This window comes from Mesomycoplasma ovipneumoniae, assembly GCF_038095995.1.
Classification (GTDB): domain Bacteria; phylum Bacillota_I; class Bacilli_A; order Mycoplasmatales; family Metamycoplasmataceae; genus Mesomycoplasma; species Mesomycoplasma ovipneumoniae_F.
Genome location: NZ_CP146005.1, coordinates 505,922 through 521,842, shown reverse-complemented (window position 1 = coordinate 521,842; position 15,921 = coordinate 505,922). Strand labels below are relative to the sequence as shown.

Below are 15,921 nucleotides of genomic sequence, written 5' to 3'. Positions count from 1 at the left end.
GCCTCGTAAAAACGAGGCTTTTTTATAATTAAAATTTGTGATTAGACATATTCGGATCTAAATTTTTCAAAAAGTTTATTATATTCTTCTTCAGTTTGAGGCGTGTCAAATAAAACAAAACCTTTAAAGGTGATTCCAGTTTCAGATCTTCCTCAAGGTAGTTTGTCAATTTGTTCTTGAAGTTGTGATTTGGTAGTTCCAAAAGTAAAACCTTTTTCAAAATTTAATTTTGCACCTTCTGGTATATCGCGGCTTCAGGTAAAAATCGGTTTTTTAGCATCATCAGATTCGGTAGAATAAAACTTAATGTTCATAACTGATTTATTATTAGATTTTTTTTGAACATCCACGCCTAAAATAATAGTGGATCTAGAATTATTAAGAAAATCATGAAAATCATTGTGAGGATTTTTTGGGTTGATTCCTATTACAGTTTTCATAGTACTCTTATGAATTGCAACTATAATTTCACCATTATATGTTGATTGAAATCCTTCTTTATCGGTTGTTAGAAATCCATCACTATTCTCACGAAGAAATTTAGCCGGCGGCTTAGGGACAAAATCAGCACCAATTTTAAAAACATCGTCCACTTTATATTGCTTTTCAATAACTAAGTTAAAATCTTTTTCTTCTTCACCTGTTTTTAGTAAAAAATATTGGAGTAAATCTATCTTAGGCAATTTTTTTGGTTTAAAAGCATAAAGGAAGGAAACGCCGTCTTTTAATTTTAGATCTGTATTGTTATTTACAGTTTTGTGCAAGGAAATGCCACCTTCAGCTAGATAAATGCCTTGTTCCTGTTCATCTATATGTACTTTTTCTTTTGATATTTTTGAAGGCGCTTCGTTTGCATTAAACCTTAAATTTGGATTATTAACAGCTGAAATTGATTTTAAAACTTGCTGTTTTTGGCCATCTTCTAAATATTGTTCTTCTGTTTCAATATTAGTTTTTCAATCTAAAAATAGGTGTGTTTTTACGGTATCAGAAAAAGATTTATAAAGTTTATTATCTTTATTTACATCATCAACTTCAACTGTTAAATTTCTTTCAATTCCATTAGGAGTTTTAATCTTAAGATTTATTTCATAGGTTTCATCTTGATGATTTGCAGAAATAGAAATAGAAGTGCCCTCAGGAAGATTAGATTTTTCAAGATTTCCAAGAAGTTTTCTTAGGTAATCACCTAAAGATTGATCACTTGGAGGGGTAGTTGTATTTGGAGCTGGAGTTGGAGTTGGAGTAGTTGACTCTTCACTTGAAGAAGCGTGAGGGGTTGGAGAAGGGGCAGGAGTTGATTCTTCTGTATCTTGGAATAAGGTCGGTAAAGCACTAACATTTGTATCAACAGTTGTAGAAGCATCTGAGCTATCAGTGGTCTGTTCAGTTCTCTGTTCAGCGTCCTGTTCAGTGTTTGAAACTATTGGGGTTTGAGTAATTTTGTTACTTTTTGTTGCAAAAAAATTAAGAGCATCGAAAAAAGGGGCTAGCTGGGTTGTTATATCTTTTATATCGTAAGTTCTATTTAAAAAAGGTCTGATTTTATCATCAATTGTTGAAGCAAAAACTGTAATTGGCAAATTTTTCTTGATTTCAAAGCTTAAATTGTCAATATCTTGTGATCCTTGTTGGTCAAAACTCTCGATTGCGTTTTTAAAATATGCGCCATAAATTTCCTCGTTTGCATCAAATTCTAGTTCAAAATTGAAAGTATAGGTATTATTTTCGCCAAGTTTTAGACCTAAAGGAAGTAATGTTTCATCACTAAAATTACCTTCAATATTTAGTCCAACATTGACAATATTAGAATTTTTAGGGTCATTTTTGTTTTCTTTTACTGAAAAAGTGATACTTTTTGGGCTAAAATTAGGGATTAAATCTTTAATATCTTCTAGAAATGTTTCATTTTCATTTTCATTTGAATTTGAAGTAAATCAAGAATTAAACTGTTCAAGATCTAAATTTTGAGGGTTTTGGGCAAAATATTCTGATACACTAAGCTTATTTTGTGCTAAATGTTTAGAAATTGCTGAGTTAAATTTATAATTTTTTTTAAAAATTTTTAATAATTCAGAAGATTTTTTTTGGTCGGTTTTCTTAGGTATATCGACAAAGTTAAGTGTTAATTTGCTACTTTTTTGTGTTTTTTTATCAACTAAACTTAATGCTAAGTCAATTTTATTATTAACATCATCAATATTTGTAAAATTTAATTTTTCTTGTTGCAATTCAGGTTTTATTTCAAAATTGGAAGGAAAAACAAAAACCGGTTCAGAATTTATACTAAAAGAAATTCCACCAAATTTAGAAAATGTTGCAAACAGTGCTGAACTTGAATTTTTTGTTTTTTCAAAATTTTCCTTAAATTCATTATAAAACAAAATTGCAATTTCGGTCGCAGTTTTTCCTTCTAAAAATTGTTGATTTAGAAGACTAATTGATGCGCTTAAATTTTGGGCTGAAAAATTCAAGGATTTATCTTGATCTGAAAAATCTAAGTCAAAACTTGCTGTATAATTTATACTTTTACTCGAATTTGAAATATTAACGGCAAGGTTTTTTATTTTATTTGACTCAATTTTTACTTCTGATTGGCTCTTTGGAACAACCAATCTGAAATTGAAATCTGGATATTTTTGACTAATTTGGCTAAAATCAATTGCATTATTTAAGTCAAAATTATATGCAGTATCAAAATGCAAATTTAGCGCATCAGAAGCACTTAATTTTTTAGCAAATTTTGACTTTAGTTTTAAATTAGCAACTAAGCTATCAAATTCAGTAGTGTTAAATTCGGAATTAACATTTAGATTTGTAGCATTAGCTAGTTTTTCGTCAAATTCCGATAATTTTGAATTATAATTTTTTGACTGTAAGGAGATTAAATACGGAACACTGGCAGAAATACTAACGACCGAGCTAACTCCAATAATTGCAAAAATTATATGATTTAATTTAAGTTTTTTCATAATAATTCCCTTTATAAGCTTATTATTTTAATAATAGAGAGCTTGTATGCTCCATGATAATAACGCGGATAGGCTGACTTGAGAAATTTTTAGGATTTTTTTTATCATAAAGATATAAAAATAAATTGTGTTGAACTGGGCTAGCCGGGTTAGTAATTTTCTCAAGTATACCGGTAGTATCAACGTCGTTAGTTTGCATTGATGTTTCTACTGTGCCTGTTGTTTGACTCGGTTTTGCTTTTTTTATTGCATAAAAGCCTAAATCTATATCTTTGTGTTCAAAGGTTAAATAACTACTAAAAGGCAGTTTTTCGACTTGTTTATCAACAGATACTGGCTCGTTTTCCTTTGATTTTGAGATGGCAACTTTGATTTGAGATTCAAAATCCTCAAAATCTTTCTTGGTTAAGAAAACAATTTGCGAATTTGGTGAAAAAGTTGAGACAATTTCATCTAATTTATCAACTTCATCACTTAAAAGTTTATTATCAGGGTTGATTTTTAGTTCAATTTCTGATTTTTTTGTTTGATAAATAACGCTAACTAGATCACCGTTTTTATCAACTGGACCAATATTGTATCAATATTTTACTTTTAAATTTTCAGTTTTTGATTTTTCTAAAGCATCAACATTTGTTAAATTAGGTTCCAGACTAAATTGAATTTTATAATTAAAATCCTTACCAAAATTACCTGTAAAAAGTTTTTGGCTCTTTTGTTTTGAATAAGCTAATGAATAAAAAGCTGCAAGAAAATCGGTAAGATTTTCAATATTATTTTTATTTTCTGTGCTTGAAAAATCAGGTTTAGTGATTTTATTTGATTGTAATTCAATCTGTTTTATAAAATATTCAGGACTAAAAGATGAATTTGTTTTCATCAAATTAAGAGTATTTTTAAGCTCATTACTAATATAAAAACCATTTTCAAGGGGTTTATTTAAATCTAAAAAACCATAGTTAAATGAAAAAAGTCAAACTGTTGGGTCACCAGCTTCATCACCAATTTGACCACGCGGTTGTTTTGTAGGCTTAATTTTAATTTCACTTAATTTTTTAAATAATTCATTACTATTAGAATTTTCTGGTCAGTTTGCTTTATCTTCTATTAATTTAAAATGTTTAAGATAATCAAACCAATATTTTGCGACAAAACTAATGTCTTGTTTTGATAAAAATGACAAAAATTGTGAAATTTTCTCATCACTATTAAAATAATTAGAAAAAATCGATGTTATTCCTTTAGAAGCTGCATCATCAACATTTGAATTTTTAACTAAATCTTCAACAGTTGGTAAATTATAACTATCAACCATTGATTTTAGTTGACTTTCATCAAATCTAAAGCCATAATAGCGAGAATTTTGAAGAACTTTCTTTAATTTATCAAAATTATTTGACTCAATTAGTGCTAATAATTCCTCTTTTGGAATTCCTTGTTGATTTTCTTTTCTAACAAATTCTTGGACTTTTGGTTCAATAGTCAAACTGCTTTTATTAACTGAAGTCGCAAAATCAGGATCATTTTGAGCTAATATTTCAAAATTTTTAATACTTTGTGAAAATTTTTTTGTAGCAACAATTTTATCGTTTCTCTTATCTTTTACAACAATATCGCCATTAATTTGTGCAACAACACTGTTATCTTTAAAATCTAAATTAACTTGTTCAGTATCTAGTTTTATTTGAAGATCTAAAAATTTTGAAATTTGGTTAAAATTTAAATTTGCTAGGTTATTTTGGAATCTAATTTTTGATATTAGTGGTGTTTTTACAATTTTTTCAATAAGTGAATTAAGAAAATCAGCGCGTTTTTCTTTGGTTGCAAAAATTTCATTATTATAGTAATTTAGAAAATCTCACCCTGTAATTAAAGTTGAATTATTTTGGCTAAAATTATTTATTGCAAAATAATCACTGTCAGAAAATTCGCTTAAAACAATATCATCACTAATTGAATTATCAAGGAAAGAATTACTTAAATCGAGTTGAGTAGTAACGAAAAATTTGGAATCCTTGTTAAAATCAGCGGCAATTTCCTTTGAAAAATCAGAAGAAAACTGGGCAACAAAGGTCAATTTATAAATCCCAGGCATTGCTGTTTTTACTAAATATCGATCAGTTATAATTTGATCTTTTACCAAATTTATATCATAGCGAGGCTTTTGAATACCACTTTCAGATTCAAAGTAAAAACTTTTATTGCTAAAAATTTGTGAAATTGTCTCATCAAGGTTAAAGTATTTGTTAATAATTTCTCTAGCTTCAGTGTCATTTTTTGCGCTATTAACTTCTTTTTGAAAATCTTCAACTGAAATTAGCTTTGTCAATTCTTTTTTAAAAGAAAAATTAACCTCACTATTTGTGTAAGGTCTTAATTTTTTGAGTTGGTCTTCTGAATAAGTTGAAAAATTAGAAAGCGAATAATCTGGAACATAATTATAAGCAACTTTTTGTTTAAATAAGTCAGAAGTTGCTGTTTTACCATCGGCTAATTTTTGTGAAACTCGCCAGTAAACTTCGAATGTTTGCTCATTATCATCAGGTTTGATATCAAAAATTTCCAGTTTGAAAGGTTTTCAATTATGATCGGTTGAAAAATTAACGGGAATGCTAGAGTTATTTGTCTGGTAAAAATCAAAAAAATCTGTTAAATCAATGTCAGTTTTTTTGGTATTATCGTCGTTCAAAAGTTTCTTTTTTAGATCTAAATAGTCTGAATTAGCATTTAAATATTTATCCTTTATACTAATGAAAGAAATTGATTTTGCTTGGTTTTGCACATCAATTCGCGGGTTTTTTAGTTCTAAATTTGCAAAAACAACTAGCGGAACGGCAATAATTGCTCCACCAGCAATAGTACTTAGCCCTAAAAGAAAAATATTTTTTTTAGTTAGTAGTTTTTTAGTGATTGTACTCATCGACACACTTCCTCCTAAGTATTCTATAAAAAATTCTAGCAAAAAAAAAAAAAAAAACAAAGAGATTTTGTAAAATAGTATATTTATTCCAGAATATTCAAAAAAAATTCTATCAGAATGAAGCAATACAAATTTAGACTTAAAGACAAATTTAAATACATCAAAATTGACAGTCTAAAGGTTAAAAATTAAAATTTTGCATTTTGCACAAGAATTTGGACAAATTTACAAAAAAGCAACAATAAAAAGATAAACAAAAATCAAAACGGCTTAAAATTTTTAGTTTTTTGCATTAATTCAAAAAAAAGGGAAATTAAATGAATAATTTCCCTTTTTTAAATGTTTTGAAGAAATCAATTGAGTTGACTAATTTTGATTTTATCTTTTTAGTTTTGCTTGTGCAGCACGGGCTGCTTCTCAAATTACTTCGCTATAAGTAGGGTGTGGGTGAATTGCTGCTGCAAGTTCATGAATTGTTACCTCAGCATCCATTGAAACGACAATTTCTGAAATCATATCAGTAGCTACTGGACCGATAAAGTGAGCACCAAGAATTTCGCCATATTTTTTATCAACAATTAATTTAGCAAATCCGTGGGCATCTCCGGCAGCAATTGCTTTTCCAATGTGAGCAAAACTAGCTTTTCCAACAACAAAATCATAACCTTGCTCTTTTGCTTGTTCTTCAGTTAGACCAACTGAAGCAATTTCGGGATGAGTATAAACGCAAGCTGGAACGGTTTTATCGTTATATTTTTCACCTTTTCCAGTTATTGTACTTACTGCAACAACGGCGTGACGGTAAGCAACATGGGCTAGCATTGCTTTTGCACTAAGATCACCAATTGCATAAACTCCGTCAACATTTGTTCTGCATTGATCATCAACGATAACACTTTTGCGAGCATCAAGTTCAACTCCAACTTCGCTAAGACCTTCAGAATTTGGCTCACGACCGATGCTTACTAAAATTTTATCAGCACTAATTTGTTGTCTTTTTCCGTCAAGTTCGTAAATAATACTATCATTTTCATAGCTAATAATATTAGAATTTAAGACAACATTAACACCACGGTCAGTTAAGTTTTTTGTAATAATTTGTGAAATTTCGCCATCAAGGTTTGCTAAAAGTCTTGGAAGATTTTGTAAAATTGTTACCTTAACTCCAGCAGCGACAAAAATTTGGGCAAATTCAACACCAATAACACCGCCACCAATTATTACAATTGAACTAATTTTTTCTTCAAGATTAATTGCTTCTTTTGAAGTTAAAATTTTTCCAGATTGGTAACCTTGTTCAAAACCAGGTAAATTCAATTTACGGTCACGTGATCCAGTTGCAAGAATAATATGTTTTCCACGATAAACTTTATCTTCAACTGAAATTTCGTGCGCACCTAGGAATTTGGCTTCGCCAAAAATGCTTGTAGCTCTTGCAGATTTTACAATTGCCTTAACTCCGCCAACTAATTTGTTAACAACTTCAGTTTTTCGTTGGTGCATTTTCTCTCAGGAAATTTTTACATCAGTTTTTCCTTCAAGACCATAGTCACTAAAGTGAGTTACATAATCAAGAACTTCGGCAGTTTTTAACATTGCTTTTGTTGGAATGCAGCCAACATTTAAACAAACACCACCTCAATATTCTTTTTCAACAATTAAGGTTGATAAACCACTTTTTCCAGCCTCGGCAGCTGCAAGATAACCACCAGGCCCTGAACCGATAACAATTACATCAAATTCTTGGTCAATTTTACCTTGGTAAACTTTGCCAGTATTTACAGAAGAGGTAGGTTTTTCAGGTGCTTTTTCAGCTTTTGGGGCAGGAGCTTTAGCTGGTTTTGGTGTTGATTTTTTTGGACCAAAATCAAAACTTAAAAGATCATTGCTTACTTTTACTTCACCAACAACACTTGCTCCACTTGCTTCTTCTTCCTTTTTCTCTTCAGTTTTAACTTCTTTAACTTCGGCAACATCGCTATCACCTGATCCATCATCAATATAATAAATTTCTTGACCAACGTGAATTGTGTCACCTTCAGCCATTAAAACTTTAACAATTTTTCCGGATTTTGGCGAAGGTATGTCAGCGGTAATTTTGTCAGTTTCAACTGAAAACAACGAATCACCTTCATTAACTTGGTCGCCTTCTTTTTTGTAAATTTGGGCGACTACTCCTTCATGGAGTCCTTCTCCAATGTCAGCAAATTTAAATTTATACATTATAAAATTCCTAAAATTTCTGGTTTTTCTAATAATTCTTTAACTCTTGCGGCAAAACGACCAATTGTAGCTCCATCAATTCAACGGTGATCGGCTGCAACTGTTAAATGCATAATTTTGGCTGCAACAATTTGTCCGTCTTTAACTTCGGCAGAATCAATAATTGCACCAACTCCAGCAATAGCTAATTCTGGATAATTAATTACCGGAACACCATAAAGAGAACCAACAGATCCATAATTAGTAATAGTGAATGATCCGCCTTGCATTTCACTTGGTTTGATTTTACGCTCACGAGCTGCTTTGGCTAGTCTAACAATTTCGCTGGCAATTTCAACGATTGAAAGAGTTTGGGCATTTTTTATTACTGGAACCATAAGACCAGCTTCAGTATCAACGGCCAAACCTAAGTTTATAGTATCAGGATAGACAATTTCATTTGCAGCTTCATCGTATTTTGCAGCAATAATTGGGAATTCACTAAGTGCAATTAAAATGGCTTTTGCAATAAAAGCTAAAAATGTTAGTTTTATCCCAGTTGTTTTTTGCACTGATTCTAAAACAGATTTACGAAGTTTTCAAAGATCTGTTACGTCAATTTGGTTTACTAAATTAACGTAAGCAACAGAATTTCATGAATTTGTCATTGCTCTTGCAATCGCTTTACGGATTGGAGCAATTTTTTCGCGTCTTCCATCTAGTTTTGATGTTGAACTTACCGTGGTTGTTGAGGCTGGTTGGGTTTTTGGAGTAGGAGCCTCAACTTTTGGAGCTTCGACTGTAGGAGCAGGCGAAGATTTTAGAGAATTTAGATAATTCTCAACATCGGATGACTCAATTTTTCGTCCTTCAATTTTAAGGTCAGCAAGATCGATATTTGCTTGCTTAGCCATCGCTCTTGCTTTTGGGGTTGCTAAAATTTTTGACATATAATTTCCAAACTAATAATTTAAAATATAAAGATTTTCGGGTTGTCTAGATAAAAAAATAAAGATACTTAATTAAAAATACAACAATTAATTATACATTAAAAATTGGCAAAAAAAAGAATTTTTTCAAATTTTCCAGCATGAAAGTTTTTTATTAACAAAAAAGTTTAGTATTTTAAATTTTTAGACTAAAAATCACTTATTTTTGGTTAGTTTTACCTTAAAAAGCAAAATTATGAAATTTTTAAACTACTTTTTTAGCTAAAACACTGCAAAAAATCAATTTATGGATACACTGACAAAAACCATAAAAAATACAACTACTATTTAAACTCAATGCAAATAGAAAACTCTTTTTATTTAAATTGAGCCTAAAAAAATATGTGAAGTTTTGAAAGAGCCAAAAGAAAAAGCCATAAATTTGTAGATTTCTAAACGATCAAATTTAAGGCATTGCATCATATTTAAAAATATGATGGAAAATTCGCAATATTTAATTTTTTCAAACTAAAAACATAATCAAATCCTCCCTAATTCAATATCAATTTATTAATTCATTCTTAATGTTATTTATTATAACACAATTTTTTCTTAGACCAAACATTTTTTTTCCCGAGTTTCCCAGTTTCATAAGGTAATTTTAAAAAAGTATCCGGTTTTAGGGACTTTTTTAAGTTTTTTGGTAAAAGTTGGTTACAATTTTATTAGTGATTTATTAAGATATCAAAGTAAAAATCATATCTATTTCAAATGTTTGGATCGCTAGGGACACCATCGTGTTTTTTAAATATAATTTGCTGATCTAAAGTGTTAAATTCAACCCTTTGTCTTAATTTTTGCAACATCGATACTAAACCAACTTAGTTAATTTTTGTTTTTTCATAATTTATAATTATACCATAAAATTACTTAAAATGCTACCAAATGCTACTTATAAAATTAAGGTTTTACATTAAAAAAACACCGATTTACGGGTGTTTCTTCATATTTATATTCACTAAAAAGTGAATTTTTGTCTTAAAACTGGGAAACTCGGGATTTTTTCTTAGACCAAACATTTTTTTTTTTTTTTTCAAAGGGTTAATTTTAAAATAATAAAAATCCCCTTGGTTAAAACTCAAGGGGTAATTAATCTGTTTTTTAAAGTTTATTTAAGGCTGCTTTTTTGTGAATGTTGAATTCCTTGAAGATTTGTCCAAAGCATCGCTAGTAAATCCACGGTCACGGACTTTTTTAAGTCTAAAGGATCAAAAATAATATTGCCAAAGTCTAAATTTTAAATTTTTAGACTAAAAATCACTTATTTTTGGTTAGTTTTAACTTTTTTTCAAAGTTCAAGAATCAAGTTGTTTTTTTGTGCCATAGACAAAATGGTTTTGACTTAGCTTTAATTCTTTAATAACATTAGGAAATTTTTGTTCTTCAAGGTAAATATTATTAAATAAAATTGGGCTAAATGGAATGTGGGCGTTTGAAATTTTCGGGATTGAATTTAATAAATTAATTGTATAAGGATGAGTTGGATTTTGGAAAATTTCGTCAGTTTTACCTTTTTCGACAATTTTGCCAGCATGCATAATTAAAACTTCATCAGCAAGATATTCAACAACAGAAAGATCGTGGGCAATAAAAATTAAGGAAAGATTTTTTTCTTTAACTAATTTTTTTAACAAGTTAATAATTTGTGCCTGAATTGAAATATCAAGCGAAGCAATTGGCTCATCGGCAATTATAACTTTTGGCTCAACAATTAAAGCCCGAGCAATTGCAATCCTCTGACGCTGACCGCCCGAAAACTCGTGCGGATAACGGTAGGCAAATGAACGCAAAAGTCCAACATTTTCAAGTGCTTCATAAATTAGTTCGCTCAGTATAAATTTCTTAATTGACCGCTTTAGTAAGAAAAATGTAGGCGGTTTTTTGATTCCATAAAAAAGTTGAATGTTTTTATAAACATTCCTAATGTTGATTTTTTCAACATTAAGCGTCTTGATTATGGCAATTTTTTCGTTAAAACGGTTGTCTATGTTTCGAATTTGGTCGCTGAATTCGGCGGTAGACTTAATTTTTGCAATAAATTTTTGGTGAATTGCAAGAACTTTTTTCTCTAAGAGCGAAATTTTGCTAAAAAAATCAGTCTGAGCCTGTTTTTGAAAGTTTATTTCTTTGATTTGCTCGCTAAGTCAGTTGTTGTAATTTTGAATAAATTCGTTTTTAATTGTATCATATTCGACTTGTTTTTTTGCCAAAATTTCTTCTAATTTTGCAAGTTTTTCAATATTTTCAGTGTCAGAATTTGTTCTTTGTTTATTAACAGTGTAAATATTTTTAAATTGGAGATATTTTGTTCTAAAGTTGACTTTTTGAGCAAAAATTTGCTTGTTTTTCTTTGCACTTTCAAGGAAACTGTTTAATTCAAGTTTCAAAAGATGTTCAGAAATTTTAGCACCAAATTGTTTTGTGCTAATGTAATTTTTGGCATTAGTTTTGTCAAAAATTACATTTTTATAATTTTCAGACATCGTTTTTTTGAAATTATTAAGAATTTCAATGATTTGCTCAATTTGGCTGATTTCCAAAAAGGAAAATAAATTTTTTTCTCAGATTTTTCGACTGTGATGGCCTAAAAATTTACTAATTTGACGGTTAATTATTGCCTGTTTTTTATAAAAAGAATATTTTTCCAAATCCCTTGAAGTTAAAGCGTTATTATTTGCAATTTTGTACTCATAGAAAAATTCGGCAATATAAGATGAGACTAAATTGTTTTGATTTGTGAATTTAAATAGTTCTTGACTTGCTTGTTTTTTTAAATTAATCCCTGATTCATTGAGTGTTTTTTTGAAAAATGACTTTTGGGCTTTAATTAGTGATCTTAGGTCTTCGACATCTTTTAGTGCCTGACGATATTCGGCCTCAACTTTTGCCTGCTCTTTTTTACGGTAAATTTTTTGAATTACGTAAAAATAATCGTGTAATTTGGCCACATTTTCATAAGCTAAATTATAAATACTTGCCAAAAGTTTTTGTTTGCGCTCAAAATAAAGTAAATATTGGCCAAAAAATTCGTTATTTAAATTTTGATTGCCACTTTCTGGACTAAATTTCTCAAGTTCATCTTCAATTATTTTAATTTGCTCTTGTCAGTGGGCAAAAAATTGCTCCATTTCGTGATTTTGGCCTTGAAGCATTAAAAGTTCAATTTCAAGGTATTTTTTTTCAAGAGTTCGCTTGAAGTGAAAAATTAAATCATTTCAGTCAAGAAAAATATCTTGCATTTTGGATTTAATTATGCCGTTAATTACGAGTGTTTCTTTTAAAATTGAGTAAATATTTTTTTGCTTATTAAGTGAAGAAAAAGGGTCTTGAAAAATCATTTGCATGTTTTTTCGTAAAAACAGGTTTTGTTTGCGTGAGAGTTTTTTACCGGAAATAATTTGACCCAAAAGTTGAACTTGACCACCAAAGTTTTCATAAAGACGAACAAGACAGCGACCAATTGTGGTTTTTCCTGAACCTGACTCGCCAATTATGCCTAAAATCTGGCCTTTTTTTAACAATAAATTAATTCCATCAACAGCTTTGACGGTTGCAAATTTGTTTATAAAATATTTTTCTAATTTTTTTGTCTGTAATGCAATTTCCATTATAATACTTCTTTAAATAATTTTATTCTCATTTTTAATTCAGGATTTAGTTCAACTTTTGGCGCAGACGGATGTAAAAGTCAAGTGGCGGCATAGTGGCTTTCAGAAATTTTAATAAGTGGTGGCTCTTTTTCAAAATCAAGTTGCAAAGCATATTCATTTCTTGGGGCAAAAGGATCTCCGGCTGTTAGGTGTCTTAAATCGGGCGGACTCCCACTAATTGTATAGAGTTCTTCTTTTTTTGAACCCTCAGGAATTGCCGAAATTAGCGCTCAGGTATAAGGGTGTTTTGGGTTTGTAAAAATATCTTGGCGAGTTCCTTTTTCAACAACACGGCCAGCATACATTACATAAATATAGTCACAAAATTTAGCAACTATTGAAATATTATGGGAAATAAAAATAATTGAAACTTTATATTGATGGCGAATTTCATCTAAAAGTGCCAAAACAGAAGACTGGACCGTTGGATCAAGTGCCGTAGTTGGCTCATCAGCAATAATAATTGAAGGCTGAGCGGCGACTACCATTGCAATTACTACCCGCTGTTTCATTCCGCCAGATAAGGTATGCGGATAAGAATAAAAGCGATCTTTGGCATTTTCAAGTCCAAAAGACTCAAGCAACTTAATTAAAAAGTCAATTTTTTCTTGTTTATTTTTAAAGCGCTTGTCGTTTTTAAGACCATCAAGCAATTGTTTGCCAATTGTCCGAGTTGGATTTAGGGCAACTAAGGGGTCTTGAGGAATATAGCCAATTTTGTGACCGCGAATTTGGCGCCACTGATAGTCTTTTTTAAAATTTGCGACATCAACACCGTCAATTTCCATTTTTGTCGCAGTTGTTTTTGCAAAGTTATTGATTCCCAAAAGTGATCTTGAGCAGACAGACTTTCCTGAACCCGACTCGCCAACAAAGGCAACAATTTGGCCTGAATAGACGCTAAGATCAATGCCTCTGATCACTTCAAGATATTGTTTTTTGCCGGTTTTAAAACTAACACGAAGATTTTTTACGTCTAAAATACGTTTTTTTTCCATTATTTTCTGCCTCCAACACGAGGGTCAAGTGCATCATGAATTCCGTTTGCAATAAATCGACTTGTAACTGCTAAGGCAACCAAAACCATTGAAGGTAAAAGCAGCGCAATTGGATTTTTGTCAGCCAGAGGAACTGAAGAGTTAATAATTAGTCCTAAATTTGCTGATGACTCCGGTCCTTCTTGTAAAAACCCAAGGAAAGCTAACGATGCGATTGTTGAAATTGATGAAAAAATACTTGCAATAAAAGTTGAGAGTAATTTTCCGAGAATATTTGGCAAAATGTGTGAATAAATTTGTCTGAATTTTGAAGCGCCAATTACTTTTGCTGCATAAATATATTCTTCGTCTTTAACAATAACAGTATAAGAACGGGCTTGATAAGTTGGAATTGTCCAGCCAGTAAGGGACAAAAGAATAATAATTGTGATTGTATATGGTCCTCAAATTGCAATAAAAATAATAAAGATAATAATTCAAGGAATTGCGCCAAAAATGTCAATAATTCTAAGAACAATATTGTCAATTCAGCTTCCGATGTGATAACCAAGATAAGTTCCTAGCACAATTCCGATTAAAAATTGAATTAAAGCAATAAGAACTGAAATTCCAAGTGCATTTAGGGTTCCTTGTCAAGTTCTGAGTCAAATATCTCGCCCAAATTGGTCAGTTCCAACTAGGGAAATAAAATTTTTTCCATTTTCAAGGGCGCTCATAACTTGATAAGGATTGACGTTAATTTCTCAACGGTTAGGGAATAATTCTTTTGTTGAACCTTGAATTAGGCTAATATTTTTTTCAACTTCAATTGCCCGGATTTTTTCGAGAATATCGGTTGAAATTGTTGTTTTTATTGTCCCTAAAGTGCTTGGCAGCTGTTCATAGACAAGCGAAGGATCGGCATTTGAAATTGGCTTATTGACACTATACGGACTAAAAATTATCGTAAAAATGGCAATAATTAGCACACTAAGAAATAAAAGTGTGGAAATAAGTGAGATTTTTGACTTAAAAAATTTTTGGACTGTATCTTTTCAGAGTTCAACAATTTTTCCTGTTACTTGGTAGTTTTTTTCTGAAAAACTGGCTAATTTAAGGAGTTTTATCTGGTTTTCTTTGAGATTATATTTTTGGTTAAATTCTTTAGGATCGAGCATTTTTTTCCTCCGCAGGTCGATAATTACGTGCTTTTCAATTTTTAATTCGCGCTCAGTAACTTACTGGTGAGTCTTGACCAAAGGAAATTCGCGGATCCATAAAAACATAACTTAAATCACCAATAATATCAACAACTAATGAAAGTGAGGTAAAGAAAATAATTGAAAACATTGAAATATTAATCTCACCATCAAAGGCAGCACTAACTAAAATAGTCGAACTACCCGGAATTCGGAAAAATTGCTCGAGGACAATTGAGCCTGAAAGGAGAATAATATAAGAAAAAATCAATGATCTTACAAGCGGAATTGCTGCGTTTTTTAAGACATATTTGAAAAAAATGTCTAGTTTTGAAAGCCCTTTTGCCTTTGCAATCAAAATGTATTCAGAAGACAGAACACTAATAACTTGGTTTCGAACTAAAAAAACATAGCCAGCAATCGAAGTAATCGTAAAGACAAAAATTGGTGGCAAAAGTGAGGCAAACGAGGTTAGACTCCCGTAGGTTTCGGCATCTTTGAACTCAAAAGGAAGTCCAATTTTAATTGCAATTAAAACAACAAAAGGTGCTAGGACAAACGAAGGAATTGCAACAAAAAAAGTTGAAATTCCCGAAATTGCCGCATCTTCAAGTCGATCACGCCGATAAGCGGCAATTGTTCCAAGAACTAGTCCTAAAGTGCTACTTATTAAAAAAGAAGGCAAAGAAACTAAAATTGTATAGCGCAGTGGCATAAAAAATAATTCAGGAATTTTACCATCTTCGCCAGTTTTAAAACGGGCACCAAAGTTTCCTTGAAAAATATCGGCCGTATAATAAGCTAGTCTTGTTAAAGTCGGCTGGTCAAAATAATATTTTGCGTGTAAATCAGCAATTTTTTTGGCCTGGTCAGCTCCTTTTGCGCCTTTATCAATAACATCACCAAAAGGATCAGGCGAAAAATTAGCAAGTAAAACAAAAACTAAAATATAAATTGCCACAAAAGTTAAAAGCGCAAGTCCTAACCGTTTGAGAGAATATTTTAATATCAT

The 15,921-nt window shown here is 30.6% G+C and carries 9 protein-coding genes; all 9 read right to left on the bottom strand.

The genetic code is table 4. The features are described from left to right. Positions 1–41 precede the first annotated feature (41 nt). A complete protein-coding gene (locus tag V3249_RS01990; protein ID WP_341517650.1) occupies positions 42–2,972 on the bottom strand; it encodes a P110/LppT family adhesin N-terminal domain in 2,931 nt (976 codons plus the stop codon). Positions 2,973–2,994: 22 nt separating this feature from the next. After that, the gene (locus tag V3249_RS01985; protein WP_341517649.1) at positions 2,995–5,892 is read right to left on the bottom strand and encodes a P97 family adhesin; all 2,898 of its coding nucleotides are present in this window, start codon (positions 5,890–5,892) and stop codon (positions 2,995–2,997) included. Between the two features lie 378 nt (positions 5,893–6,270). After that, positions 6,271–8,115, bottom strand: a complete 1,845-nt coding sequence (gene lpdA / locus V3249_RS01980; RefSeq protein WP_337902555.1) for a dihydrolipoyl dehydrogenase — start codon at positions 8,113–8,115, stop codon at positions 6,271–6,273. Further along, positions 8,115–9,044 (bottom strand): 2-oxo acid dehydrogenase subunit E2, encoded by a 930-nt coding sequence (locus V3249_RS01975; protein ID WP_337897414.1) that lies wholly within the window; start codon positions 9,042–9,044, stop codon positions 8,115–8,117. Before V3249_RS01975 ends, lpdA begins: the two co-directional genes overlap by 1 nt. A 704-nt stretch (positions 9,045–9,748) precedes the next feature. After that, on the bottom strand, positions 9,749–9,889 hold the full coding sequence (locus V3249_RS01970; protein WP_252263094.1) for a hypothetical protein: 141 nt from the start codon (positions 9,887–9,889) through the stop codon (positions 9,749–9,751). Positions 9,890–10,360: 471 nt separating this feature from the next. Continuing rightward, positions 10,361–12,691: an ATP-binding cassette domain-containing protein gene (locus V3249_RS01965; RefSeq protein WP_341517648.1), complete on the bottom strand. Its 2,331-nt coding sequence runs from the start codon at positions 12,689–12,691 to the stop codon at positions 10,361–10,363. Continuing rightward, positions 12,691–13,731: an ABC transporter ATP-binding protein gene (locus V3249_RS01960; protein ID WP_318054485.1), complete on the bottom strand. Its 1,041-nt coding sequence runs from the start codon at positions 13,729–13,731 to the stop codon at positions 12,691–12,693. The genes V3249_RS01965 and V3249_RS01960 overlap by 1 nt, the downstream gene beginning before the upstream one ends. Further along, entirely contained in the window at positions 13,731–14,888 is a 1,158-nt protein-coding gene (locus tag V3249_RS01955) for an ABC transporter permease (protein ID WP_337897006.1), read from the bottom strand. Before V3249_RS01955 ends, V3249_RS01960 begins: the two co-directional genes overlap by 1 nt. After that, positions 14,875–15,921, bottom strand: coding sequence for an ABC transporter permease (locus V3249_RS01950; protein ID WP_303438229.1), 1,047 nt, complete (start codon positions 15,919–15,921; stop codon positions 14,875–14,877). The genes V3249_RS01955 and V3249_RS01950 overlap by 14 nt, the downstream gene beginning before the upstream one ends.